Here is a 23,309-nt window from a genome sequence, read left to right as displayed (position 1 = left end):
CCGACCGACCGGGCAGGGGGAAGGTCTCAGCGGGTGCCGAAGATCTTGTCTCCCGCATCGCCGAGCCCGGGCACGATATAGCCGTTCTCGTCGAGGTGGTCGTCCACGGCGGCGGTGTAGATCTCGATGTCCGGGTAGGAGGCCTGCACGCGCTCGATGCCCTCCGGGGCGGCCACCAGCACGATCACCTTCATGTGTTTGCAGCCCCGGTCGCGGAGCATGTCGAGGGTTGCCACCATGGTGCCGCCGGTGGCCAGCATCGGGTCGATGACGATGGCCATGCGCTCGTCCAGATCCCCCGCGAACTTGGAGAAATACGGCACCGGCTGGAGGGTCTCCTCGTCGCGATAGAGGCCCACCACGCTGATCCGCGCACTGGGAATCAGGTCGGTCACGCCCTCGAGCATGCCGAGGCCGGCGCGCAGGATCGGCACGATGGTGGCCTTCTTGCCCTTGAGCTGCTGCACGGGGATCGGCTCGCCGCTCCAGCCGGGAATCTCCTGGGTCTCCAGCTCGAGGTCCTGGGTCGCCTCGTAGGTGAGCAGCTTGGCCACCTCGCCGGCCAGTTCACGAAAACTCTTGGTGCTGATGCCGACTTCGCGCATCAGACCCAGCTTGTGCTGGACCAGGGGATGCTGGATGGCATGAACGCTCATGGCGGACCTCTCGGGACATGGGATTCGTCGGCAAGCTTAGACGCACGCGATGCATGTGCAAACTTGGCGATATTCTAACCGCATCCCGGCGCGAGGTTAAGCTGGCCGAGATCCGCCGCCGGGCAATCGCAGTTAGCGGTATCGCTCGGGGCTGATCCGTCGACAAGCCCCGAAGTGTCGGACCATCGAGGAGGCGCTGTGAATACCTCCATGTACGCTTCCGACGCCTTCCCTGGCGTAGGACCTCCTCTTCGGCTTGTCCCCGGCGCCCCTCGTCAGACACAACTGTGATGGCTCTGAGACCCGCCGCTCACGGCCAGCCCGCTCACGGGGTCTCGGGCAGCTGCCAGTCGATCGGCGTGCGGCCTTGCTCGACCAAAAAGGCGTTGGCCCGGGAGAAGTGGTGGTTGCCGAAGAAGCCGCGATGGGCGGAGAGCGGCGAGGGATGCGGCGACTCCAGCACCAGGTGCCGGCGGGTATCCACCAGGGCCTTCTTCTGGCGGGCATGGCTGCCCCAGAGCAGGAAGACCGAGGGGCCGGCGTGCTCGTTGACCGCGGCGATGGCGCGGTCGGTGAAGGTCTCCCAGCCCTTGCCCCGGTGGGACCCGGCGTTGCCCTGCTCCACCGTCAGCGAGGTGTTGAGCAGCAGCACGCCCTGGCGGGCCCAGCTCTCCAGGTAGCCGTGGTTCACCGGGCGGAAGCCCACGTCCGCGGCCAGCTCCTTGTAGATATTGACCAGCGAGGGCGGTATGCGCACCTCGGGGCGCACCGAGAAACACAGGCCGTGGGCCTGGTTCGGGCCGTGGTAGGGATCCTGGCCGAGGATCACCACCTTGACCCGGTCCAGCGGCGTCAGCTCGAAGGCCCGGAACCAGTTCGAGGAGTGCGGGTAGATGACCTTGCGGGCGGCCTTCTCGGTGGCCAGGAAGTCGCGCAGCGCCTGCATGTAGGGCGCTTCGAACTCGTCACCCAGCCACTGCTGCCAGCTGTCGGGAAGCGGACAACTCATGGCTCAGCGCTTGACCTGGTCGGCCAGGGGCTCGACATAGGCCACGCCCATGTCCCAGGGGAACTGGATCCAGCAGTCCTGGGCCACCTCGGTGAGGTACTGGTCGACCAGCGGCCGGCCCTCCGGCTTGGCATAGACGGTCACGAAATGCGCCCTGGGCAGCATCTCGCGCACCTTGCGGGCGGTCTTGCCGGTGTCGACCAGGTCGTCGACCAGCAGCCAGCCGTCGCCATCGTGATCGACGCCCTTCATGACCTCGAGACCGCCCTGCTCCATGCCCTCGTAGCTCTTGATGCAGACGGTGTCGATCAACCGCACGTTGAGCTCGCGGGCGATCAGCGCGGCGGGGATCAGCCCGCCCCGGGTGATGGCGACGATGCCCTTGAAGTCGCGCTCGACCAGGCGATGGCAGAGCTCGCGCACGTCCCGGTGCAGCTGGTCCCAGGACACGGTGAAATGCTGGTGGTAGCGGTGGGTGCTCATGGCGGTGTCACTCGTCCTCGGTGAAGGAGCAGACGGAGAAGACACCGAAGCCTGCCTCGCGGATCTTCCCGGCGCCGCCGAGGTCCGGCAGGTCGACGACGGCCGCGGTCTCCACTACCTGGCCGCCGGTACGGGTGATCAGCTTGGCCGCGGCCAGCATGGTCCCGCCGGTGGCGATCAGGTCATCGACCACCAGGATGCGATCTCCGGCGCGGAAGGCATCGGAGTGCAGCTCCACCTCGGCTTCGCCGTACTCCAGGGTATAGGTCTCGCTGATGGTCTTGAACGGCAGCTTGCCCTTCTTGCGCACCGGCACGAAGCTGCAGCCCAGCTCGTAGGCCAGCGGCGCGCCGACGATGAAGCCCCGGGCATCGATGGCGGCGACGGCGTCGATGTCCATCTCCTGGTAGCGGTGCACGAAGCTGTCGATCAGCTTGCGAAAGGCGGCGCTGTTCTGCAGCAGCGGCGTGATGTCGCGGAAGTTGACCCCCGGCTGCGGCCAGTCGGGGACGGTGCGGATCACGGACTTGATGTAGTCGCCGTAGATGCTCATCGGGATTCTCGGTTGGTCAGTGTCAGTCGAGGAACAGGAACTTGCCGGCGAAGATCAGCGCCAGCACCACCACGGCCGGGTTCAGGTCGCCAAAGCGGCCGGACAGGGTCTTGATGGCCGCGTAGCTGATGAAGCCCAGCGCGATGCCCTCGGCGATGGAAAAGGTCAGCGGCATGGCCAGCGCGGCGATCAGCACCGGGGCCGCCTCGGTGGCGTCGTCCCAGTCGGCATGGGTCAGGCTGCCGGCCATCAGCACCGCCACGTAGAGCAGGGCGCCGGCCGTCGCAAAGGCGGGGATGGAGGCGGCCAGCGGCGAGAAGAACAGGCTGATCAAGAACAGCACGGCCACCACCACGGCGGTCAGGCCGGTGCGCCCGCCGGAGACGATGCCGGCGGTGGACTCGATGTAGCTGGTCGTGGTGGAGGTGCCGAGCGCCGCCCCCGCCATGGAGGCGCCACTGTCGGCCATCATGGCCCGGCCGATGCGCGGCAGCTTGCCCTGCTCGTCGAGCAGGCCGCCGCGATGGGCCACGCCGATCAGGGTCCCGGAGGTGTCGAACAGGTCGACGAACAGGAAGGCGAAGACCACGCTGAACATGGCGATGTCGAAGGCGCCGGCCAGGTCCAGTTGCATGAGGGTCGGGGCGATCGACGGCGGCATGGACATCACCCCGGCGAACTCGTTGTGGCCCAGGATCATCGCCAGGAAGGTGATGCCGAGGATGCCGATCATCACCGCGCCGGTGATGCGCAGGTAGGCCAGGGACGTGATCACGAAGAAGCCGAGCAGCGCGTAGAGGGCCGAGGGCTCGGAGAGGTCGCCGAGCGCCACGTAGGTGGCCGGATTGGCCACCACGATGCCGGCGTTCTGCAGCGCGATCATCGCCAGGAACAGGCCGATGCCCGCGGCGATGCCCATGCGCAGCGACATGGGGATCGCGTTGATGATCCACTCGCGGACGCGGAAGATGCTGAGCAGGAAGAAGGTGAAGCCGGAGAGGAAGACCGCGCCGAGCGCCGCCTCCCAGCTGTAGCCCATGCCGAGTACCACGCCATAGGTAAAGAAGGCGTTGAGGCCCATGCCCGGCGCCAGGGCGATGGGATAGTTGGCCCACAGTCCCATGATCAGGCAGCCGATGGCCGAGGCCACGCAGGTGGCCACGAACACCGCGCCGTAGTCCATCCCCGACTCCGAGAGGATGCTCGGGTTGACGAAGATGATGTAGGCCATCGTCAGGAAGGTGGTGATCCCGGCGATGACCTCGGTCTTGATGTCGGTGCCGTGCTCGGTGAGCGCGAAGTGATTATCCAGAAGGCGTTTCAGCATGGGATTCGTCCTGCGGGGGGACGTCGCGTCCGGGTGCGAGAAAAGCCGCACATGGTAGCGGATGGCGTCCCGGGTTGCGAGACGCCAGCGGGCAACCGGTGCGGCGAGGCTCCCTGATATATAAGTGACTTCTTGGGGCAACGCCAGCCGCGCCGCCAACGCAGACTGAACGCCTCAGACGCCCCGAGCCGCCAGCACCCGCTCCACGGTCTCGACGATGGCCTGGGTCTGGGGGTCGATCTCGATATTGACGTGATCGCCCGGCACCCGATCCACCAGCACGGTTCGCGCCAGGGTCTCGGGAATCAGGTCGACGCAGAAGCGCGGGCCGTGACCGGCCGTCGCCTGGCGCGCCTCGCCGATGGTCAGGCTGGCCCCGTCGACGCCGATGTAGCCCTTGTCGAACAGGAAGCGCCCCAGGGCATGGGGCAGCTCGAACCACAGGCGCCGGTTGTTGGGCGCCTCGTCCAGCTCCACCAGCTCGGCCATGGCGATGATATGGCCGGACATGGCGTGGCCGCCGATCTCGTCGCCGAAGCGGGCGGCACGCTCGAGATTGACCCGGTCGCCCACGGCGAGCTCGCCCAGGTTGGTCACCCTCAGGGTTTCGCGCATCAGGTCAAAGCTCACCCGCTCGCCGTCGATGCCGGTGACGGTCAGGCAGACCCCGTTATGGGCCACCGAGGCGCCGATCTCGAGGCCCTCGCGCAGCGCCGGGGGCAAGGCCAGCACATGGGTGCGGAACGCCTCCGCTTCCTGGATGGCGACCACTTCAGCGGTGCCCTGCACGATGCCTGTGAACATGCCCTCTCCTCTCGTCGCGGGGCCGCCGGGAAAGGCGGCCGGGAAAGCCGTTAGTGTAGGGAAGCTCGGGCCGCCGCGTCCATGCCGGTGCCTGCCACCCCGCGCGGCCCGGCCGGGCGGGACGGCCCGACGGCCGATGGCGACGCAGGCGCCCAGGCCAGCGATTCTTGCTGCCGATAAGGATTTTTCAGTGGAATTTGCCAGTTGATCGCCTATAGAGGCTCAACATGGCCCAAGGCGTTTGACATACGCTTGTTCGAGACCTAGGATTGTCGGCTACATTTTGAAGGCGCCGATTTGTACCCGGATTGCGGGCGCCGACGTCGCGAGGCCCCGTGTCTCGCGACGGGAAGTGCAGCTAAAAGGGTGTGTCCAGCGTTGATGGCCACCCGTCAGGGTGGCCTTTTTTTTGCCCGCTCGCTGCTCGCCCGCGCCGGCCCCGGCGCTACCTCGGTGGCCCAGATGATTCGACTGCAAAACGTTTCCAAGACCTATTTCAGCAAGGGCAAAGGCGCCGGCCCCGGTGGCGTCGAGGCACTGAAGGCGGTCGACCTGCATGTGCCCAAGGGCCAGATCCATGGCGTGATCGGCCTGTCCGGAGCCGGCAAGTCGACCCTGATCCGCTGCGTCAACCTGCTCGAGCGCCCCACCACCGGCAGCGTGACGGTGGATGGCCAGGAACTCACCGGCCTAAGCGGCGACGCCCTCAACCAGGCGCGCCATCGCATCGGCATGATCTTCCAGCACTTCAACCTGCTGACCTCGCGCAGCGTCTTTGCCAACGTCGCCCTGCCCCTGGAGCTGATGGGCATGAAGAAGGCCGAGATCGCCGAGCGGGTCACCCCGCTGCTGGAACTGGTCGGGCTGGCCGACAAGGCGCGCCAGTACCCGGCCCAGCTGTCCGGCGGCCAGAAGCAGCGGGTGGCCATCGCCCGGGCATTGGCCAGCCGGCCGCGGGTGCTGCTGTGCGACGAGGCCACTTCGGCACTGGACCCGCACACCACCGGCTCGATCCTGGAGCTGCTGCGCGACATCAACCAGCAGCTCGGCCTGACGATCCTGCTGATCACCCACGAGATGGAGGTGGTCAAGTCGATCTGCCATCGGGTCAGCCTGATCTCCGGCGGCGAGCTGGTCGAGGAGGCCGAGGTCGGCGACTTCTTCACCGCCCCGCGCACCCGGCTGGGGCGTGACTTCCTCAACGACTTCCTCGAGCTCGAGCCGCCCCGGGCGCTGATCGAGCGCCTCGAGGCCGACCCCGGCCCGCACAGCCACCCGGTGGTGCGCCTGGCCTTTTCCGGCGATGCCGTCTCCACGCCGCTGATCTCGCGGCTGGCCCGGGAGTGCGGCGTCGACGTCAGCATCCTCCAGGCCAAGGTGGAGTCCATCCAGGACCGCACCCTGGGGCTGATGATCGCCGAACTGATGGGCGACGCGGCGGATACCCGCCGCGCCCTGAGCTATCTGGAAACCCACGACCTGCAGGTGGAGGTGCTCGGCCATGTCCAGCGCGATGATTGAACTGATCCTCGAGGCCACCCTCGACACCCTCTACATGGTGGCAGTCTCGGGGCTGATCGCCGCCCTGCTGGGCATCCCGCTGGGGGTGATGCTCTACGTCACCCGCCCCCGGCAGATCCTCGCCCAACCGGCCCTCAACGGTGCGCTGGGCGTGATCACCAATATCGGTCGCTCGGTGCCCTTCATCATCCTGATGGTGGCGATCATCCCCTTCACCCGGGCGCTGGTCGGCTCCTCGATCGGCACCAATGCCGCCGTGGTGCCGCTGACCATTGCCGCGATCCCCTTCATCGCCCGCCTGGTCGAGGGCGCCCTGAACGAGGTCCCGCCGGGCCTGGTCGAAGCGGCGCAGTCCATGGGCGCCACGCCCTGGCAGATCATCGCCAAGGTGCTGCTGCCCGAGGCACGGGGCGGCATCTTCACCGCCCTGACGGTGACCATCGTCACGCTGGTCAGCTACTCGGCCATGGCCGGCGCGGTGGGCGGCGGCGGCCTCGGCGACCTGGGTATCCGCTATGGCTACAACCGCTTCAACCCCACCATCATGCTGATCACCGTGGTGATCCTGGTGGTGCTGGTGCAGGGCTTCCAGAGCCTGGGGGATTACCTGGTGCGCAAGAGCGACCACAAGTGATTCGCCCCAATTGATAACTATAAAGCATTACACATTGACTGCTTATTTCATTAATATCGCGCCCCATTCATCACGACAGCTCGCTAGGGAGACAATGACATGCGCAACGCCCTGATCGGCACCGTGGCCGCCTCGGCCCTGGCCCTGACCGCCGGCTACGCCAATGCCGACCAGCACAGCATCAAGGTGGGCACCGTGGCCGGCCCCGAGACCGACGTCATGCAGGTGGCGGTCGACATCGCCGAGCGCGAGTATGGCCTGGAGGTCGAGCTCGTCGAGTTCACCGACTACGTGACGCCCAACGCCGCCCTGGCCGATGGCAGCCTGGATGCCAACGCCTACCAGCACGAGCCCTACATGCAGTCCATGGTCGAGGACCGCGGCTACGACCTCGCCATCGCCGGTCGCACCTTCGTCTATCCGATCGGCGCCTATTCCGAGAAGTACGACAGCCTCGAGGCACTGCCGGACGGGGCCACCATCGCCCTGCCCAACGACCCGACCAACGAGGGCCGTTCGCTGATCCTGCTCCACAACGAGGGCCTGATCACCCTCAACGACCCGAACAACCTGGAAGCCACCCCGCTGGACATCGTCGAGAACCCGCATGACTTCGACTTCCGCGAGATCGAGGCCGCCCAGCTGCCCCGCGTCCTGCCCGACGTGGACATGGCGTTCATCAACAACACCTTCGCCCAGCCGGCCGGCCTGAACCTGGACGATGCCCTGGTGAGCGAGGGGCCGGAATCGCCCTACGTGAACATCATCGCGGTGCGTGCGGGCGACGAGGATCGCGAGGCCATCCAGCAGTTGGTCGACGCCTACCAGCGCGACGAGGTCGCCGCCAAGGCCGAGGAGCTGTTCAAGGGGGCTGCGGTTCCCGGCTGGGAGTGAGGGCAAGTGGATATGCTATTGCGCTCGACGACCCACATGGAGGTGGGAAGTGCGTTGGTTCGTCGGGAACGAACCTAGCCACCCTGGCCGCCGGCGGTGCTCGCTCTCCTCATGTAGCAGGCTACACTCCGGGAGCTGCGCTCCGGCGGAGACCAGCCTATCTTCGCTCATGACGCATATCCGCATTACCCTCTGCATCAAAGACTGCGGGGCCGGCTCGATGCCGGCCCCTTGCGTTAGAGGAAACTCCATGACCGACTACGCCCTGCTCGCGCGCCAGCTCGATGCCCTGCTCGACGACCGGGACTGGCTGACCAACAGCGCCCAGACCTGCGCCTTTCTGATGCAGGAACTGCCGGCGCTCAACTGGGTCGGCTTCTACCTGCACCGCGAGCCCGGAATGCTGGGCCTCGGCCCCTTCCAGGGCAAACCGGCCTGCCACCCCATCCCCTTCAGCAAGGGCGTCTGCGGCGCCGCGGCACGCACCCGCGAGACCCAACGCATCGATGACGTCCACGCCATCGCCGACCATATTGCCTGCGACAGCGCGTCCAACGCCGAACTGGTGGTGCCGGTGGTGGTCGACGACCGCCTGTGGGGCCTGCTGGATCTCGACAGCCCCCGCCGGGGCCGCTTCACTGAGGCCGACCAGCACGGGATCGAGCGGCTGGTGCGGGCCTTCGTCGCCAACACCGACCTGACCTGAACACACCTCCCCGGCCCAGGGGGATCAGAGGTGCTCGAGCAGCCAGCGGGCGGCGTGCTCCTGCACCTCTTCCAGCTTGCCCGGCTCCTCGAAGAGATGGGTCGCGCCGGGCACCACCACCAGTTCACAGCGCCCCGGGATCCGCTGGCGCGCCAACTCGTTGAGGCGCAGCACCGTCGGGTCGTTTTCGCCGACCAGCAGCAGCGTCGGCGCCCGCACCGCCGCCAACTGGTCGTCGGCCAGGTCGACTCGCCCACCGCGGGAGACCACCGCCCTCACCCGCTCCGGCCTCTCCGCGGCGGCGATCAGTGCCGCGGCCGCCCCGGTACTGGCACCGAAGAGCCCGATCCGCAGGTCACGGGTCTCGCTCGCCTGCCCCACCCAGTCCACGGCGCCGATCAGGCGCCGCGAGATCAGGTCGATATCGAAACGCAGCGCCCGGGTGCGCTCGTCGATCACGTTCTCCTCGGCGGTCAGCAGGTCGAAGAGCAGGGTCGCCATGCCCTGCTCGGCCAGATAGCGCGCCACCTGCCGATTGCGCACGCTGAAGCGGCTGCTGCCACTGCCATGGGCGAAGACGACGATGCCCGTCACGGCGTCGGGCTTCAGCAGCTGTCCTTCAAGGACCGCATCATCGAGTGCCAGCCGACACGGCGTTTCGGAAGGTATCATCGTCGAATTCCAAGCATCGAAGCAGAGGCTTTCGCCTCTCGAAACCCAGGCTGTCCTGACGTGCCCAGGACCTCGGGTTGGTGCCGTGGGGGAGATGAGCCCGCATCCTCACCCACGGGGTCGGAAGTTTCAGACGTAATGCCGGGTACAGCCGACCAGCGCTCGGGCCAGGTCATCGTCCTGGCAATGATCGGCGATGTCACCGATGGTCAGGATGCCTGTCAGGCGCTTTGTATCGGCGCTGTCGAGCACCAGCAGTCTCTGCACCCGTTGTTGCTGCATGTTGGAGAGCACGTCTTCCAGCGTATCGTCCTCGTAGGTGTACAGCGGAGGATCGGTGGCGATATCCCGGGCAGGATCGTCCGCGCCCCGGCCCTCTGCCACGGCACGCAACGCGATGTCCCGATCCGTCACGACGCCGACGATCTTGTCCTGATCGACCAGGGGCTCGAAGCCGGAATTGCGATCGCGCATGTGTTCCGCGACCTGGCGGATGCTGGCCGTACCGTCCAGGAAGTCCGGCCGCCTCGTCATCACCTCTTTTACTAGCATGGCACACCTCCCTTCCCCATAAAGGGCAGTGAGTTGGCTCTTTTCACCTTCATTGAACAGACTAGTCGGTGGCTAGATTCCCTTTCAACCAATGGGCGGCATGAAAATCCCGCCTAAGATCAGCACTCAACATCATGCCTGTACCCTATTCCCAGGGATCCATGTCGAGATGACAAGCCTCAGCCATGGCGAAGATCGAGGGGCAGAGGGTGCCTACCCAAGCGCTTCGCGGACCCGTCTGCCGGTGCCGTGTACGGAAAACGCCCCGAGGCCTGGACGACCTCGGGGCGTTTCGGGAAGCTGGTAGGACCAAGCGGATTTGAACCGCTGACCTCCACGATGTCAACGTGGCGCTCTAACCAACTGAGCTATGGTCCTGCAATTGAAGGTCGTCTGGAAAGCGTTGGTAGGACCAGGCGGATTTGAACCGCCGACCTCCACGATGTCAACGTGGCGCTCTAACCAACTGAGCTATGGTCCTACGTTCCCGGCGGCATTCGCCGTGACAACGGTTGCGTATTCTACTGGCCCGAGCGGAAAATGCAACCCCCTTTTTTCCCGTCACGAGGCCATCAAGTCGCGCCGGATCAGGAACTTGGGGTGCCCTGCCCCGGCGTGCAGCGGACCCGATCCACCGCCTCGAGCCAGCCGGCATACAGCCGCTCCCGCTCTCCCTCGTCCATGGTCGGGGTGAAGCTGCGCTCGCAGTGCCAGAGGGCGGCGATCTCGTCGAGATCCCGGTACCAGCCCAGGCGCAGGCCGGCCAGGTAGGCCGCCCCCAGGGCGGTGGTCTCGAGAATCCCCGGACGGTCCACCTGCACCCCCAGCATGTCCGACAGGAACTGCATGAGCCAGTTGTTGGCGACCATGCCGCCATCCACCCGCAGGGTGCCCGGCGGCGTGCTCATGTCGTCGCTCATGCACACCTGCAGGTCCCGGGTCTGGTAGCAGACCGCCTGGAGCCCCGCGGCGACGATGTCGGCGATGCCGGTGTCCCGGGTCAGCCCGAGGATGGCGCCCCGGGCCTTGGGATCCCAGTGCGGCGCGCCCAGGCCAGTGAAGGCCGGCACCAGGTAGACGCTGTGACCGCTCCGGGTCTCGCTGGCCAGGGTCTCGGTCTCGGCGGCATCGGCGAAGAGCTTGAGCCCGTCCCGCAGCCACTGGACGGTGGCCCCGGCGACGAAGATGCTGCCTTCCATGGCGTAGGTCGGCACGCCGTTCAGACGATAGCCCACGGTGGTCAGCAGCCGATTGCGGGAGACCTCGGCCCGCTCCCCGGTATTGACGATCATGAAGCAGCCGGTGCCGTAGGTGCTCTTGCCCATGCCCGGCGTGAAGCAGGCCTGCCCCACCAGGGCCGCCTGCTGATCGCCGGCGACCCCGGCGATCGGCAGGGTTCCGCCCAGCAGGTCGGCCCGCACCTGGCCGAAGTCGTCACTGGAATCCTTCACCTCGGGGAGCAGGCTCGCCGGAATGTCGAACAACGCAAGCAACTCCGGGTCCCAGCGCTGCGCATGGATGTCGAACAGCGCCGTGCGCGAGGCGTTGGTGGCATCGGTGGCATGCACCCGACCGCCGGTGAGCCGCCAGATCAGGAAGGTGTCGACGGTGCCGAAGGCCAGCTCGCCGCGCTCCGCCCGCTCACGGGCACCCTCGACGTTGTCGAGCAGCCAGCCAAGCTTGGTGGCCGAGAAGTAGGGATCGATGAGCAGCCCGGTGCGCGCCTGGACGAGATCGGTGTGTCCCGCCTCGCGCAGCGCCTGGCAGCGATCGGCGGTGCGCCGGTCCTGCCAGACGATGGCGTTGTGGAGGGGCTCGCCGGTCTGCCGATCCCACAGCAGGGTGGTCTCGCGCTGGTTGGTGATACCGATGCCGGCGATCGCCTCGAGCCCCACCCTCGGGTGCTCGATCACCTCGCGGCAGGTCGCCACCACGCTATCCCAGATCGCCTCGGGATCGTGCTCCACCCAGCCATCGGCGGGGAACTGCTGGGGAAACTCACGCTGGGCGGCCGCGATGCTGTGGCCGTCGCGGTCGAAGAGGATCGCCCGGGAGCTGGTCGTGCCCTGGTCGATGGCAAGCAGGTAAGAGGCCATGGCGATGCATCCTGGTGTCGTTGAGCGGAGGAACACTTTCGTTTTCCACGACGAAAATGTTCGCTTATGATCAAAAGACTACGCTAGTGGCCGATGACGCTCAATTGGCGACACCGCCACCGACCTACGACTTTCGCCGCATGATGATCGGGGAACGCGCCCCTGCAGCGGCCGACGGGATGGCGTAGAATCCCGGCGATCAAGGAGTCCGCATGAACCCACAGCAGCGCCAAGACAGCATCGTCGACCTGGTACGCCGCCAGGGCTACGCCAGCATCGAACAGCTCACCGAACATTTCGCGGTCACCCCCCAGACGATCCGCCGCGACCTCAACCGGCTGTCCGGCGAGGGGCAACTGCGGCGCGTCCATGGCGGGGCCGGCCTCGAGTCGAGCACGGTCAACACCGCCTACGCGATGCGCAAGACCCTCAACCTGGAGGCCAAGCAGCGCATCGCGGCCCTGCTCGCCCGCCATATCCCGGACCATGCCTCGCTGTTCATCAACATCGGCACCAGCAATGAGGTGGTCGCCGAGGCGCTGCTGGACCACCACGGGCTGGAGGTCATCACCAACAACCTCAACGTGGCCGCCATCCTGCAGCGCAAGGAAGACTTCAACGTGATCATCGCCGGTGGCCAGGTCCGTTCCCGGGACGGCGGCATCATCGGCGAGGCCACCATCGACTTCATCAACCAGTTCAAGGTCGACTTCGGCATCATCGGCATCAGCGGCATCGACGAGGACGGCTCGCTGCTGGAGTTCGACTACCAGGAAGTGCGGGTCGCCCAGGCCATCATCCAGAATTCACGTCAGGTCTACCTGGCCGCCGATCATTCCAAGTTCCAGCGCAACCCCGTGGTGCGCCAGGGCAACCTCTCCCAGCTCGACGCCCTGTTCACCGACCGCCAGCCCTCCGAGCGCATCCTGCAGTTGCTGCAGGCTCACGACGTCACTCTCCACCTCGCCTGATCGCCGGCCCGCCCTTGCGGTGGGCCCATCGTCCGCCGGCGCCCCTCGTCAGACTAGCTGCAATAGCCCTGTCCACCGGGCCGCATCACTTGATGTTCGAATTCAATTGCTCTATTTTCGATTTCAAACATTTCGTGATCATCCTCAGACATCCCGGCCTCCCGGCCGGTGCGGAGCACTCCATGGCAACGACGCGTGACCTCCTGGATCTCTTCGTGATAGGTGGCGGCATCAACGGTGCCGGCATCGCCGCCGATGCCGCCGGGCGAGGCCTCTCGGTGGGCCTGTGCGAGCAGGCCGACCTGGCGGGCGCCACCTCGTCGGCCAGCAGCAAGCTGATCCATGGCGGGCTGCGCTACCTGGAGCACCACGAGTTCCGCCTGGTGCGGGAGGCCCTGCGGGAGCGCGAGATCCTGCTGGCCAAGGCGCCGCATATCATCTGGCCGCTGCGCTTCATCCTGCCCCATCGCTCCCACCTGCGCCCGGCCTGGATGCTGCGCGCCGGCCTGTTCCTCTACGACCACCTGAGCAAGCGCCAGCAGCTGCCGGGCTCGCGCGGCATCAGGCTCACGCCGGCCCTGGGCATGAGCCCGGACATCCGCCGCGGCTTCGAGTATTCCGACTGCTGGGTCGATGACGCCCGCCTGGTGATCCTCAACGCCCTGCAGGCCCGGGAGCTGGGGGCCGAGATCCGAGTGCGCACGCGCTGCCTCGACGCCCGCGAGGTCGACGACCACTGGCAGATCGAGCTCGAGGACGTGGATAGCGGCCGGCGCTTCCGGCGACGGGCCCGCGCCCTGGTCAATGCCGCGGGTCCCTGGGTGGAAGGCGTGATCAAGGACAAGGCCCACCGGCCCTCCCGCTACGGCGTGCGCATGATCCAGGGCAGCCACCTGATCGTGCCCCGCCGCAACCGCGACGACCGAGCCTACATCCTGCAGAACACCGACCAGCGCATCGTCTTCGTGCTGCCCTTCGATGAGGACTTCAGCCTGGTGGGCACCACCGACCGGCGCTACGAGGGCGACCCCGCCCGCGTCGAGGCCACCGAGGAGGAGATCGACTACCTCCTCTCGGTGGTCAACGACCACTTCCGCACCCCCCTGACGCGGGACGATGTCATTCGCACCTTCGCCGGGGTCCGCCCGCTATGCGACGATGAATCCGCCGAGCCCTCCGCCATGACCCGTGACTACACCCTGGATCTGGATACCAAGGGCCCGCCGCTGCTGTCGGTGTTCGGCGGCAAGATCACCACCTATCGCAAGCTCGCCGAGGCGGCCATGACCGCCCTGGCCCCGCACCTGCCGGCGATGCAGGGGCCCTGGACGGCCGTGGCGCCCCTGCCCGGCGGCGACATCGGTGACCAGGCGCGCTTCCGCGAACGGCTGGCCGCCGACTTCGCGTTCCTGAGCCCGGCCCAGGTGCGCCGCTTCTCCCGCAGCTACGGCTCGCTGTGCCTGCGCTTCCTGGAAGGCAAGCGCTCCCTGGAGTCGCTGGGTGAGAACTTCGGCGCGGGCCTGACCACCGCCGAGGTGGATTACCTGATGGCCCAGGAGTGGGCCCGCGAACCCCAGGACATCCTCTGGCGCCGGACCAAGCTCGGCCTGCATCTCTCCCCCGTCCAGGTCGCGCGTCTGGCAGACTACATGGCCCGCCGCCGTACCGAGCTCGCGGCCTGAGGCCGGTGGCATTACCCTCGGGAAGCGGGCGCGACAGGAAGCGCACCTGCCGAACGTCATTTCGGGGGGAGAACGCGACATGGTCGAATGGTGGCTCGGTGGGCTGGCCGTCGTCCTGCTGCTGGCCAGCCTGATCGCTCGGGTCCCCGGGCACTGGTGGTGGCTACGGGCCTGCGAGTTCCCGCGTCTGCAGATCGGCCTGGGCGGTGCCGGCTGCGCCCTCGCCTCACCGCTGGCCGACCCGGCCGCGACTCCGTGGATCGCCGCGGCGGGAGTCGCCGTGCTCGCCTTGGAGCTGCGCCATGTCCTGCCCTGGACGCCGCTGTGGCCGGTCCAGGTCAAGACCGCCCGGGACGATCGCCCCGATCGCTGCCTGACCCTGCTGGTGGCCAACGTGCTGACCCCCAATCGCAACAGCGATGCCCTGCTGGCGACCATCCGCGAACAGGATCCCGACCTGGTCCTGACCCTGGAGTCCGATGACTGGTGGGAGCAGCGCCTCGATGAGGGGCTCAACGGCGGCTGGCCTCATGCGGTGCGCATCCCCCTGGACAACCTCTATGGCATGCACCTGTATTCGCGCCGCCCGCTCGTCGATCCCACGGTCAAGTGGCTGATCCAGGACGATATCCCGTCTATCCACTGCGGGGTCGAACTCGAGAGCGGCGACCGGATCCGCTTTCATGCCCTGCACCCCCGGCCACCGGCCCCCAGCGAGAGCGAAGAGTCGCTGTGGCGGGACGGCGAGCTGATGCTGGTGGCCAAGCTGATCCACCAGGAGCCCGACGAGCCCACCGTGGTGGCGGGGGATCTCAACGACGTGGCCTGGTCACGCAGTACCCGGCTGTTCTGCCGGGTCAGCGGCATGCTCGACCCGAGGCGGGGGCGCGGCATGTTCAGTACCTTCCATGCGGACTACCCGCTGATGCGCTGGCCCCTCGATCACGTCTTCGTCAGCGAGCACTTCACGCTGAAGAAGATGCAGCGCCTGCCCCGCTTCGGTTCGGATCACTTCCCGATCCTGGCCACCCTCTGCTATCGCCCCTCCCGGGCCGACGAGCATGAGACCCCGACGGCCACCGATGACGAGCATCGCGATGCCGAAGGCACCGTGGAGGAGGCCAGGGAGCGCGACCAGGACACTTGATCGGCGCGCAGTCACCCTGCGCGGCGATGACACTCGCCGCCCCCCTGGAACATCACGCCGGCTACTCGGGAATCCCGCCCCGGGTCAGCGCCGCGGGGTCGAGGAGTCGCTCGAGCTCCTCGCGGCCGAGATCGGTTTCCTCCTCGGCCACCTCGATGATCGGACGCCCCGCCTGGTAGGCCTTCTTGGCGATGGCCGCGGCGGCGTCGTAGCCGATCACCGAGTTCAACGCGGTCACCAGGATGGGATTGCGCGACAGGGGCTCACGCAGCTGGTCCTCGCGGACCTTGAAGGTGGCGATGGCCCGGTCGGCCAGCAGCCAGGCCGTGTTGCGCATCAGGGTGATCGCGGTCAGCAGGTTGTTGGCCACCAGCGGCAGCATGACGTTGAGCTGGAAGTTGCCGCTCTGGCCGGCCACCGTCACCGCGGTATCGAGTCCGATCACCTGGGCCGCGGCCTGGGCCGCCGACTCGGGGATCACCGGGTTGACCTTGCCCGGCATGATGGAACTGCCGGGCTGGAGGGCCTCGAGCTCGATCTCGCCGAGGCCCGCCAGGGGGCCGGAGTTCATCCAGCGCAGGTCGTTGGCGATCTTCATGACCACGCAGGCAAGGCCGCGCAGCTGGCCGGAGAGTTCCACGGCGGCATCCTGGGCCCCCAGGCTGGCGAAGAAGCTGTCGTTGGGGGACAGCGCCAGGCCGGTCTGTTCGCTGAGATCGCGTGCCATGCGCCCGGCAAACTCGGGATGGGCGTTGATGCCGGTGCCGACCGCCGTGCCCCCCTGGGCCAGCCGACAGAGGCGCAGCATGGCACTGTCGAAACGCTCGATGGCCTGGCCCACCTGGCTGGACCAGCCGCCGAGCTCCTGGCTCATGCGCAGCGGCATGGCATCCATCAGGTGGGTGCGTCCGGTCTTGACCACGCCATCGAGACACTCCGCACGCACGTCGATCGTCTCGTGCAGGCGCACCAGCGCCGGGCGCAGTCCCCGGGTCACCTCCAGGGCGGCGGACAGGTGGAGGGCCGTGGGAATGACATCGTTGCTGGACTGGCCCATGTTGACATGGTCGTTGGGGCCCACCGTGAGATCGTCACCGCTGGCCAGGTTGGCGATGACCTCGTTGACGTTCATGTTGCTCGAGGTGCCCGAGCCGGTCTGGAAGACATCCACCGGAAACTGGTCGTCGTGGTCCCCCGCGATCACCGCCTCGGCGGCCGTCACGATGGCGGCCGCCCGTTCGGCATCGAGCAGCCCCAGGTCGCGGTTGACCCGCGCCGCGGCGAGCTTGATGCGGGCGATGGCATGGATGAAGGCCGTCGGCATGGCCTGGCCGGACACCGGAAAGTTGTTCACCGCCCGCTGGGTCTGGGCGCCGTAGAGGGCATGCGCCGGCACCTCCAGCTCGCCCATGCTGTCGCGTTCAGTACGCTGCTCGCTCATGATCGGCTCCTCGTGGATGGCTGCCCTGTCACCATGGTGTCCGCCGGGGCACCTTGCAAGACAATGACCAGGGCCGACAGTGCTATTGCAGTTCGCCTTGGCGCTCGGAGCTGCTCCGTCGCCCCTCGCCACCCAACTGCGATTGCCCTGTCCGGGCGAAAGAATTTGATCCGACCATGTTGCACTGCACAAACCGCTTTGCTATTGTGCACTGCAACAGACGCGGGAAGGCATCGGCGGACCGCCCAGGCCTTCACCAAGCCAACCCCCCGAGGAGGGTCAGACGATGCAAAACTTCGACACCAAGCAGTTCACCCAGCAATTCGAATCCATGTTCTTCGGTCCGGCTCGCGCCTATGCGACCCTGTCCGTGGACTTCGCCGAGAAGCTGGCCAATGCCCAGCTGGAAGCCGGCAAGGCCTACACCGACACCGGCCTGGCCCAGGCCCGCGCCCTGCTCGACGTCAAGGACGCCGAAGGCCTGCGCAGCTACATGGAAGGCCAGCAGAAGGTCGCCAAGGACCTGACCGAGCGCCTGAAGGGCGACGCCGAGAAGGTCGTGTCCCTGCAGCAGGACTTCGTCCAGCAGAGCCAGAAGCTGACCGAAGACAGCGTCAAGCAGGCCACCGAGACCGCCACCAAGGCCGCTCAGTAAGCCTGACGTCGCCATCGGCGACCGATTGAAAAAGGGGCCACCGCTACCGCGGTGGCCCCTTTTTTGGTTACTCTCTCCCCCGCACAGGGCCAACCCCACCGGGAGAGTGCAATGAGATACCCCATCCTGATCGCCCTGCTGGGCCTGACCCTGTCCGGCTGCCAGATGCTGCCCCCCGCCGGCTTGCCCCAGCGCGAGGAGCCCGCGGAGGTGATCGACATCGGCGAATCGCAGGGCCAGACCCGCGGACGCGTCCCCCGCCAGGTGGCCTTCCCCGCCGAGGAATACGCCGCCCTGGAGAAGAACGGCAGCGCCGCCGTGAGTGGCCGCCTGACCCTGGACAGCGCGGCGGGCACGGTGGTGGGCGCCGGCGAGACCATCTCGGTGGCCCCGATCACCACCTACTCCGCCGAGGCCGCCGAGCAGGCCCTGGCCGGCCGCGCCGTCGAGCGGGCCGACCCACGGGCACGGGCCTATACCCATACCACGCGCACCGATGCCAATGGCCACTTCCTGCTGCGGGGCCTGCCCGCCGGCGAGTTCTATGTCTCGGGCAGCCTGGTGGACCCCGCCAGCGGCAAGCGGCGCGTGGTGATCCACCAGGTCTCGCTGGCCCCCGGCCAGCACCGAGAGCTCCAGCTCAGCCGCTGACCGGCACCCCGTGGCGGCCTCATGCCCTGCCATCTACGCTGAAGGCTGATACAGGCATCTCTTAACGGAGGTGCCGGCTCGAACGGGAGATTCGACATGGACCGCAGTACCGACGGCACCGACCGCCCCCTCTCTGCGCCCTGGGCCCGCTGGACGCTAGCCCTGGCCCTGGCCCTTGCCCCATCTCTCGCCATGGCAGCGACCCTGGCGGAACTCCAGGAGCGTGGCAGCATCCGCGTGGCCGTGGCCAACGAGGTGCCCTACGGCTACCTGGACGACAACGGCGAGGGACGCGGCGCCGGCCCGGAGGTGGCACGGCATATCCTGGGGGAACTGGGGATCGACCGGATCGAGTGGGTAGTCACGCCCTTCGGCGAGCTGATCCCCGGGCTCGAGGAAGGACGCTTCGACATGGCCGCCGCCGAGATGGCCATTCGCCCGGCTCGCTGCGAGCGGGTGCTGTTCTCGGCGCCCAACACCTCCTACGGCGAGGGCCTGCTGGTGCGCGCCGCGAACCCGCTGGAGATCAGCGGCTACGCCGACTTCGCCGAGCGCGACGACATCCGCGTCGCCGTCCTCGCGGGCGCCTCCCAGATCGACATCATGACAGCGCTGGGCGTCCCCGATGCTCGGATGGTCCGGATCGCCGAGAACGCGGCGGCCATCGATACCCTGCTGGAGGGGGACGCGGATGCCTATGCCGGCACCGGCCTCACGGTGAGCCAGCTGGACGACAGCAGCCCGGAGGTCGAGGTGGTGCAGAACTTCAAGGATCCGAAGATCGACGGCCAGCTGGTGCGCAGTTGGGGTGCCTTCACCTTCCCCCCGGAGGCCCAGGACCTGCGCGATGCCTTCACCGAGGAGCTGCTGGACTACCGCAATACCCGAGCCTGGCAGGACACCCTGGAAGCGCACGGCTTCACCCAGGATGACATCCTCAACGCCTTTCGCTTCGATACCGAGTGGCTGTGCAGCGAGCAGGAGCAATGAGCCGCGGCCTCGTCTGAACGCCAGGGCCGGACGAGACCTACCAGCCCAGCGCCTGCTTGACGAAGGGAATGGTCAGCTTGCGCTGGGCCGACAGCGAGGCCCGATCGAGGGTCTCCAGCGCCGCGAACAGCGCCTCCAGCCGCCGGGGCCCGCGGTGCAGGATGTAGCGCGCCACCTCGTCGGGCAGCTGCATGCCACGCACCCGGGCGCGCAGCTGCAGCGCCTCCAGCCGCCCGCCATCATCGAGCCCCTGGACATGGAAGGTCATCCCCCAGGTCAGTCGCGAGGCCAGGTCCGGCAAGGCGACGCCCAACTGCCGCGGCGGCGCGGAGGCGGCGATCACCAGGCGTCGTCCCTCGTCACGCAGGCGGTTGAAGGCATGGAACAGGGCCTCCTCCCAGCGCTTGCGGCCCACCACCCGGTCGAGGTCATCGATGGCTACCAGGTCCAGGCGCTCGACCTCCTCGAGCATCAGCGGCGGAAAGTGGCCGAGCTCCTCCAGCGGCAGGTAGAGTGCCCGGCGATCACGGTCGGAGGCCGCATGGCAGGCCGCCTGGAGCAGGTGGCTGCGCCCCACGCCGTCGCCCCCCCAGAGATAGAGGAAGGGCTCCCCCGCGTCGTCCAGCTGGTGCTGCAGGCGATCGACCAGGGTCGCACTGGGCCCAGGGTGGAAATTGGCGAAGGTGGCATCGTCGCGCAGCCCCACGCCCAGCGGCAGCTGTGCGGGTGCACGGCTCATGGCGACTCCTCGTCCAGGGGCCGGTGGCCCGCGTCATAGAGTGTGCTGTTTTTATAACGCTCGTGGAGATAACGCAACACCACCATCACCACGGCGGCCACCGGCAAGGCCAGCAGCACGCCGGTGAAGCCGAACAGCTGGCCGCCGGCCAGCACGGCGAAGATCACCGCGACGGGGTGCAGCCCGATCTTGTCGCCCAGCAGCTTGGGTTGCAGCAGGGTACTCTCGACGAGCTGGCCGAAGCCGAAGACCCCCGCCACCGCGAGCAGCATCAGGGGATCGCCGAACTGGAAGAACGCCACCAGGCCGGCCACCGAGATGCCCACGATCACCCCCAGGTAGGGGACGATGCTGGCCAGGCCGGAGAGCAGGCCGATCAGCAGGCCGAACTTCACCCCCAGCAGGGTCAGGCCGATGGCGTAGATCACGCCCAGGCACAGCATCACGATCAGCTGGCCACGCAGGAAGGACGACAGCACCTCGTCACACTCGCTGGCCAGGCGTACCGCGGCGGGCTCCCAGCTGCGCGGCAGGGAGCGGCGCACCTTGGCCACCAGGTCATCCCAGTCGAGCAGCAGGTAGAAGGTCACCACCGGGATCAGCGCCAGATTGCCGACCCAGGCGACCAGCGCCAGGCCCGACTTGGACACTTGGGCCAGCAGGGTGGCGGCGAAGGTACCGGTCTCCCGCCAGTTCTCCAGCAGGGCCTGGCGCATCTGGTCGAAGTCGGTGGAGAGGTCGATGCCGGTCAGCGCCTGCAGCCTGGGCAGCACGCTGCCCTGCATCCAGTTCAGGGCCACCGGCATCAGCTCGACCAGTTGGCCGATCTGGCGCCCTAGCAGCGGGATCACCAGCAGCAGGGTCAGCACGATGACCAGCGTCAGCAGCAGGAAGACCACCGACACCGAGAGCCGGCGTGACAGACCATGGGCCTCCAGCCGGTCGGCCAGCGGGTCGCCCAGATAGGCCAGTATCATGCTGACGAAGAACGGCATCAGCACCGGCTCGATGCTGATGAAGAACCACAATCCCAGGGCCGCGAGCGCGGCCACTATCCACCCCTGTCTGCGCATCGCGCTCTCCCTGTGTGATGCCTGGCACGGCGGTGCGAGCCGTGCGTCGTGATGCTACAATTCCTGCCCACGCTTGCCCACCGTGGCGCCCCTGCACGCGGCCCGCCACGGCGTCGGGACGACTCTTCGACAGCAATGTTCACACAGGACAGGTCATGACCGATTCCACCAACCGCCCGAGCGGGGCTTCCCTCAGCTACAAGGATGCCGGCGTCGACATCGATGCCGGCAACGCCCTGGTCGACCGCATCAAGGGCGTCGCCCGCCGCACCACCCGCCCCGAGGTGATGGGCGGCCTGGGCGGCTTCGGCGCCCTGTGCCAGCTGCCCAGCGGCTATCGCGAGCCGGTGCTGGTGACCGGCACCGACGGCGTGGGCACCAAGCTGCGCCTGGCGATGGATCTCGGCCGTCACGACACCATCGGCATCGACCTGGTGGCCATGTGCGTCAACGACCTGGTGGTCGCCGGCGCCGAGCCGCTGCTGTTCCTCGACTACTATGCCACGGGCAAGCTGGATGTGGACATCGCCGCCGACGTGGTGACCGGCATCGGCGAAGGCTGCGAGCAGGCCGGCTGCGCCCTGGTGGGCGGCGAGACCGCCGAGATGCCCGGCATGTACGAGGGCAGCGACTACGACCTGGCCGGCTTCTGCGTCGGCGTCGTCGAGAAGGACGAGATCCTCGACGGCCAGCGGGTCGCCGAGGGCGACGTGCTGCTGGGCATGGCCTCCTCCGGCCCCCACTCCAACGGCTACTCGCTGATCCGCAAGATCCTCGAGGTCTCGGGCGCCTCCCTGGACACCGCCATCGACGGCCAGCCCCTCGGCGAGGCGTTGCTGGCGCCGACCCGCATCTACGTCAAGCCACTGCTGTCGCTGCTCAAGGAGACCGACGTGCCGGTGCATGCGCTCTCGCACATCACCGGCGGCGGGCTCACCGAGAACCTGCCGCGCGTGCTCCCGGAGGGGACGGCCGCGCGCATCGACGTGGCCAGCTGGACCCGCCCGGCCGTCTTCGACTGGCTGCAGGAACAGGGCAACGTCGACGAGCACGAGATGCACCGGGTACTCAACTGCGGCATCGGCATGGTGCTGGTGGTGCCGGCGGAGAAGGCCGACCAGGCCCGCGCCCACCTGCAGGGCCTCGGCGAGACGGTGCATCGCATCGGCGAGATCGTCGCCCGCGGCGAGGACGAGGATGCGGTCCGGCTGGAGAACCTCGAGGCATGAGCGAGACCGGTGACCCGAGCGACACCCTGCAGGACTTCACCCCCGAGCCCGCCGAGGCCCGGCGGGTGGTGGTGCTGATCTCCGGCAACGGCAGCAACCTCCAGGCGCTGATCGACGAGCAGCACCACGACCGCCTGGGCGGCGAGATCGTCGCCGTGATCTCCAACCAGCCCGATGCCCATGGCCTCAAGCGGGCCCGGGACGCCGGCATCGACGCCGTCGCCCTGCCCCACCGCGAGTACGACAGCCGCGAGGCCTACGACGGCGCCCTGATCAAGGTCATCGAGCGCCACGAGCCCGACCTGGTGGTGCTGGCCGGCTTCATGCGCATCCTCACCCCGCGTTTCGTGCAGCGTTTCCTGGGGCGGTTGATCAATATCCACCCCTCGCTGCTGCCGGCCTACCAGGGCCTGAATACCCACGCCCGAGCGCTCGCCGACGGTGTCGCCGAGCACGGCTGCAGCGTGCACTTCGTCACCGAGGAACTCGACGGCGGCCCGGTGCTGCTGCAGGCGGTGGTGGAGGTGGCCGAGGGCGAGACCGAAGAGAGTCTCAAGGAGAAGGTCCACGCCCGAGAGCACCTGATCTACCCGATCGCCGTGAAATGGTGCCTGGAAGGCCGCCTGCAGTTCGCCGACGACGGTGCCCGCTTCGACGGTACTCCCCTGCCCGCTCAGGGGCTACGCATGTCCCACGCCGACGCCGCCGAGGAACTGGACGAGGATCAGGAGCTGTAAGCTGTAAGCTGTAAGCTGTAAACTGTAAACCAGATAGTCAAAAGCGAACCCCACGAGCCTTGTGCCTGTGGGGTTCGCTTTTTCTGC

At 67.5% G+C, this 23,309-nt stretch carries 24 protein-coding genes and 2 tRNA genes; 12 read left to right on the top strand and 14 right to left on the bottom strand.

What is annotated here, in order from left to right; all coding sequences use genetic code 11:
• Positions 1-26: 26 nt before the first annotated feature.
• The 6 genes from upp to FHR97_RS02565 all read right to left on the bottom strand — a co-directional run bounded on the left by upp (position 27) and on the right by FHR97_RS02565 (position 4,832).
• Positions 27-656 (bottom strand): uracil phosphoribosyltransferase, encoded by a 630-nt coding sequence (upp, locus tag FHR97_RS02590; protein ID WP_183382192.1) that lies wholly within the window; start codon positions 654-656, stop codon positions 27-29.
• A 325-nt stretch (positions 657-981) separates the two neighbouring features.
• Positions 982-1,665 carry a uracil-DNA glycosylase gene (ung, locus tag FHR97_RS02585; RefSeq protein ID WP_183382191.1) on the bottom strand — a complete coding sequence of 228 codons (684 nt, stop codon included), beginning with the start codon at positions 1,663-1,665 and terminating at the stop codon, positions 982-984.
• A 3-nt stretch (positions 1,666-1,668) separates the two neighbouring features.
• Positions 1,669-2,148, bottom strand: a complete 480-nt coding sequence (gpt, locus tag FHR97_RS02580) for a xanthine phosphoribosyltransferase (RefSeq protein WP_183382190.1) — start codon at positions 2,146-2,148, stop codon at positions 1,669-1,671.
• A gap of 7 nt (positions 2,149-2,155) precedes the next feature.
• Positions 2,156-2,701 carry an adenine phosphoribosyltransferase gene (locus FHR97_RS02575; RefSeq protein WP_183382189.1) on the bottom strand — a complete coding sequence of 182 codons (546 nt, stop codon included), beginning with the start codon at positions 2,699-2,701 and terminating at the stop codon, positions 2,156-2,158.
• Between the two features lie 22 nt (positions 2,702-2,723).
• A complete protein-coding gene (locus FHR97_RS02570; RefSeq protein WP_183382188.1) occupies positions 2,724-4,028 on the bottom strand; it encodes an NCS2 family permease in 1,305 nt (434 codons plus the stop codon).
• 174 nt (positions 4,029-4,202) lie between these two features.
• Positions 4,203-4,832, bottom strand: a complete 630-nt coding sequence (locus FHR97_RS02565; RefSeq protein ID WP_183382187.1) for a riboflavin synthase subunit alpha — start codon at positions 4,830-4,832, stop codon at positions 4,203-4,205.
• Positions 4,833-5,294: 462 nt separating this feature from the next.
• On the opposite strand from FHR97_RS02565, the gene FHR97_RS02560 reads away from it, so the two are divergent.
• The 4 genes from FHR97_RS02560 to FHR97_RS02545 all read left to right on the top strand — a co-directional run bounded on the left by FHR97_RS02560 (position 5,295) and on the right by FHR97_RS02545 (position 8,587).
• The gene (locus FHR97_RS02560) at positions 5,295-6,353 is read left to right on the top strand and encodes a methionine ABC transporter ATP-binding protein (RefSeq protein WP_183382186.1); all 1,059 of its coding nucleotides are present in this window, start codon (positions 5,295-5,297) and stop codon (positions 6,351-6,353) included.
• Positions 6,334-6,987 (top strand): methionine ABC transporter permease, encoded by a 654-nt coding sequence (locus FHR97_RS02555; protein ID WP_183382185.1) that lies wholly within the window; start codon positions 6,334-6,336, stop codon positions 6,985-6,987. The genes FHR97_RS02560 and FHR97_RS02555 overlap by 20 nt, the downstream gene beginning before the upstream one ends.
• A 99-nt stretch (positions 6,988-7,086) precedes the next feature.
• Positions 7,087-7,881, top strand: a complete 795-nt coding sequence (locus FHR97_RS02550) for a MetQ/NlpA family ABC transporter substrate-binding protein (protein WP_183382184.1) — start codon at positions 7,087-7,089, stop codon at positions 7,879-7,881.
• Between the two features lie 250 nt (positions 7,882-8,131).
• Positions 8,132-8,587, top strand: coding sequence for a GAF domain-containing protein (locus FHR97_RS02545; protein WP_183382183.1), 456 nt, complete (start codon positions 8,132-8,134; stop codon positions 8,585-8,587).
• Between the two features lie 24 nt (positions 8,588-8,611).
• On the opposite strand, the gene FHR97_RS02540 is transcribed toward FHR97_RS02545, so the two are convergent.
• The 5 genes from FHR97_RS02540 to glpK form a co-directional block, all read right to left on the bottom strand.
• Complete coding sequence (locus FHR97_RS02540) at positions 8,612-9,259, bottom strand: dienelactone hydrolase family protein (protein ID WP_183382182.1); 648 nt, start codon at positions 9,257-9,259, stop codon at positions 8,612-8,614.
• A 129-nt stretch (positions 9,260-9,388) separates the two neighbouring features.
• Complete coding sequence (locus FHR97_RS02535) at positions 9,389-9,811, bottom strand: CBS domain-containing protein (protein WP_183382181.1); 423 nt, start codon at positions 9,809-9,811, stop codon at positions 9,389-9,391.
• Positions 9,812-10,112: 301 nt separating this feature from the next.
• Positions 10,113-10,189, bottom strand: a tRNA-Val gene (locus FHR97_RS02530).
• A gap of 26 nt (positions 10,190-10,215) precedes the next feature.
• Positions 10,216-10,292 (bottom strand) — tRNA-Val (locus FHR97_RS02525).
• Positions 10,293-10,398: 106 nt separating this feature from the next.
• On the bottom strand, positions 10,399-11,907 hold the full coding sequence (glpK, locus tag FHR97_RS02520) for a glycerol kinase GlpK (RefSeq protein ID WP_183382180.1): 1,509 nt from the start codon (positions 11,905-11,907) through the stop codon (positions 10,399-10,401).
• 212 nt (positions 11,908-12,119) lie between these two features.
• On the opposite strand from glpK, the gene FHR97_RS02515 reads away from it, so the two are divergent.
• From FHR97_RS02515 to FHR97_RS02505, 3 genes are all read left to right on the top strand, one after another.
• A complete protein-coding gene (locus FHR97_RS02515) occupies positions 12,120-12,878 on the top strand; it encodes a DeoR/GlpR family transcriptional regulator (protein ID WP_183382179.1) in 759 nt (252 codons plus the stop codon).
• Between the two features lie 182 nt (positions 12,879-13,060).
• Positions 13,061-14,560 (top strand): glycerol-3-phosphate dehydrogenase, encoded by a 1,500-nt coding sequence (gene glpD / locus FHR97_RS02510; protein WP_183382178.1) that lies wholly within the window; start codon positions 13,061-13,063, stop codon positions 14,558-14,560.
• 79 nt (positions 14,561-14,639) lie between these two features.
• Positions 14,640-15,707 (top strand): endonuclease/exonuclease/phosphatase family protein, encoded by a 1,068-nt coding sequence (locus FHR97_RS02505; RefSeq protein WP_183382177.1) that lies wholly within the window; start codon positions 14,640-14,642, stop codon positions 15,705-15,707.
• A 61-nt stretch (positions 15,708-15,768) separates the two neighbouring features.
• Here the strand turns inward: FHR97_RS02505 and FHR97_RS02500 are convergent, their stop codons facing one another.
• Positions 15,769-17,148: a class II fumarate hydratase gene (locus FHR97_RS02500; RefSeq protein ID WP_183382176.1), complete on the bottom strand. Its 1,380-nt coding sequence runs from the start codon at positions 17,146-17,148 to the stop codon at positions 15,769-15,771.
• Positions 17,149-17,434: 286 nt separating this feature from the next.
• Between FHR97_RS02500 and FHR97_RS02495 the strand changes: the two genes are divergently transcribed.
• The 3 genes from FHR97_RS02495 to ehuB all read left to right on the top strand — a co-directional run bounded on the left by FHR97_RS02495 (position 17,435) and on the right by ehuB (position 19,444).
• Entirely contained in the window at positions 17,435-17,803 is a 369-nt protein-coding gene (locus FHR97_RS02495; RefSeq protein WP_183382175.1) for a phasin family protein, read from the top strand.
• A 111-nt stretch (positions 17,804-17,914) separates the two neighbouring features.
• Positions 17,915-18,454: a carboxypeptidase-like regulatory domain-containing protein gene (locus tag FHR97_RS02490; protein ID WP_183382174.1), complete on the top strand. Its 540-nt coding sequence runs from the start codon at positions 17,915-17,917 to the stop codon at positions 18,452-18,454.
• Positions 18,455-18,550: 96 nt separating this feature from the next.
• Positions 18,551-19,444: an ectoine/hydroxyectoine ABC transporter substrate-binding protein EhuB gene (gene ehuB, locus FHR97_RS02485; protein WP_183382173.1), complete on the top strand. Its 894-nt coding sequence runs from the start codon at positions 18,551-18,553 to the stop codon at positions 19,442-19,444.
• Positions 19,445-19,481: 37 nt separating this feature from the next.
• On the opposite strand, the gene hda is transcribed toward ehuB, so the two are convergent.
• Together hda and FHR97_RS02475 are read right to left on the bottom strand one after the other, a co-directional pair.
• Positions 19,482-20,183, bottom strand: coding sequence for a DnaA regulatory inactivator Hda (gene hda, locus FHR97_RS02480; RefSeq protein ID WP_183382172.1), 702 nt, complete (start codon positions 20,181-20,183; stop codon positions 19,482-19,484).
• Positions 20,180-21,256, bottom strand: a complete 1,077-nt coding sequence (locus tag FHR97_RS02475; protein ID WP_183382171.1) for an AI-2E family transporter — start codon at positions 21,254-21,256, stop codon at positions 20,180-20,182. The genes hda and FHR97_RS02475 overlap by 4 nt, the downstream gene beginning before the upstream one ends.
• A gap of 155 nt (positions 21,257-21,411) precedes the next feature.
• Between FHR97_RS02475 and purM the strand changes: the two genes are divergently transcribed.
• Positions 21,412-22,485 carry a phosphoribosylformylglycinamidine cyclo-ligase gene (gene purM, locus FHR97_RS02470; RefSeq protein WP_183382170.1) on the top strand — a complete coding sequence of 358 codons (1,074 nt, stop codon included), beginning with the start codon at positions 21,412-21,414 and terminating at the stop codon, positions 22,483-22,485.
• Positions 22,482-23,222, top strand: a complete 741-nt coding sequence (gene purN / locus FHR97_RS02465) for a phosphoribosylglycinamide formyltransferase (protein ID WP_183382169.1) — start codon at positions 22,482-22,484, stop codon at positions 23,220-23,222. The genes purM and purN overlap by 4 nt, the downstream gene beginning before the upstream one ends.
• Positions 23,223-23,309: the final 87 nt, after the last annotated feature.

The organism is Halomonas stenophila (genome assembly GCF_014192275.1).
Lineage (GTDB): Bacteria > Pseudomonadota > Gammaproteobacteria > Pseudomonadales > Halomonadaceae > Halomonas > Halomonas stenophila.
This window is presented reverse-complemented; position numbering and strand designations above follow the sequence as displayed.

Excerpts from the sequence above, each read along its gene's own strand:
- FHR97_RS02575 (WP_183382189.1), bottom strand. The coding sequence starts at position 2,701 with ATGAGCATCTACGGCGACTACATCAAGTCCGTGATCCGCACCGTCCCC.
- FHR97_RS02565 (WP_183382187.1), bottom strand. The coding sequence starts at position 4,832 with ATGTTCACAGGCATCGTGCAGGGCACCGCTGAAGTGGTCGCCATCCAG.
- FHR97_RS02550 (WP_183382184.1), top strand. The coding sequence starts at position 7,087 with ATGCGCAACGCCCTGATCGGCACCGTGGCCGCCTCGGCCCTGGCCCTG.
- FHR97_RS02560 (WP_183382186.1), top strand. The coding sequence starts at position 5,295 with ATGATTCGACTGCAAAACGTTTCCAAGACCTATTTCAGCAAGGGCAAA.
- FHR97_RS02515 (WP_183382179.1), top strand. The coding sequence starts at position 12,120 with ATGAACCCACAGCAGCGCCAAGACAGCATCGTCGACCTGGTACGCCGC.
- purN (WP_183382169.1), top strand. The coding sequence starts at position 22,482 with ATGAGCGAGACCGGTGACCCGAGCGACACCCTGCAGGACTTCACCCCC.
- FHR97_RS02545 (WP_183382183.1), top strand. The coding sequence starts at position 8,132 with ATGACCGACTACGCCCTGCTCGCGCGCCAGCTCGATGCCCTGCTCGAC.
- purM (WP_183382170.1), top strand. The coding sequence starts at position 21,412 with ATGACCGATTCCACCAACCGCCCGAGCGGGGCTTCCCTCAGCTACAAG.
- glpK (WP_183382180.1), bottom strand. The coding sequence starts at position 11,907 with ATGGCCTCTTACCTGCTTGCCATCGACCAGGGCACGACCAGCTCCCGG.
- glpD (WP_183382178.1), top strand. The coding sequence starts at position 13,061 with ATGGCAACGACGCGTGACCTCCTGGATCTCTTCGTGATAGGTGGCGGC.
- FHR97_RS02540 (WP_183382182.1), bottom strand. The coding sequence starts at position 9,259 with ATGATACCTTCCGAAACGCCGTGTCGGCTGGCACTCGATGATGCGGTC.
- hda (WP_183382172.1), bottom strand. The coding sequence starts at position 20,183 with ATGAGCCGTGCACCCGCACAGCTGCCGCTGGGCGTGGGGCTGCGCGAC.
- ehuB (WP_183382173.1), top strand. The coding sequence starts at position 18,551 with ATGGACCGCAGTACCGACGGCACCGACCGCCCCCTCTCTGCGCCCTGG.
- FHR97_RS02570 (WP_183382188.1), bottom strand. The coding sequence starts at position 4,028 with ATGCTGAAACGCCTTCTGGATAATCACTTCGCGCTCACCGAGCACGGC.
- FHR97_RS02490 (WP_183382174.1), top strand. The coding sequence starts at position 17,915 with ATGAGATACCCCATCCTGATCGCCCTGCTGGGCCTGACCCTGTCCGGC.
- gpt (WP_183382190.1), bottom strand. The coding sequence starts at position 2,148 with ATGAGCACCCACCGCTACCACCAGCATTTCACCGTGTCCTGGGACCAG.
- upp (WP_183382192.1), bottom strand. The coding sequence starts at position 656 with ATGAGCGTTCATGCCATCCAGCATCCCCTGGTCCAGCACAAGCTGGGT.
- ung (WP_183382191.1), bottom strand. The coding sequence starts at position 1,665 with ATGAGTTGTCCGCTTCCCGACAGCTGGCAGCAGTGGCTGGGTGACGAG.
- FHR97_RS02500 (WP_183382176.1), bottom strand. The coding sequence starts at position 17,148 with ATGAGCGAGCAGCGTACTGAACGCGACAGCATGGGCGAGCTGGAGGTG.
- FHR97_RS02495 (WP_183382175.1), top strand. The coding sequence starts at position 17,435 with ATGCAAAACTTCGACACCAAGCAGTTCACCCAGCAATTCGAATCCATG.
- FHR97_RS02505 (WP_183382177.1), top strand. The coding sequence starts at position 14,640 with ATGGTCGAATGGTGGCTCGGTGGGCTGGCCGTCGTCCTGCTGCTGGCC.
- FHR97_RS02535 (WP_183382181.1), bottom strand. The coding sequence starts at position 9,811 with ATGCTAGTAAAAGAGGTGATGACGAGGCGGCCGGACTTCCTGGACGGT.
- FHR97_RS02555 (WP_183382185.1), top strand. The coding sequence starts at position 6,334 with ATGTCCAGCGCGATGATTGAACTGATCCTCGAGGCCACCCTCGACACC.
- FHR97_RS02475 (WP_183382171.1), bottom strand. The coding sequence starts at position 21,256 with ATGCGCAGACAGGGGTGGATAGTGGCCGCGCTCGCGGCCCTGGGATTG.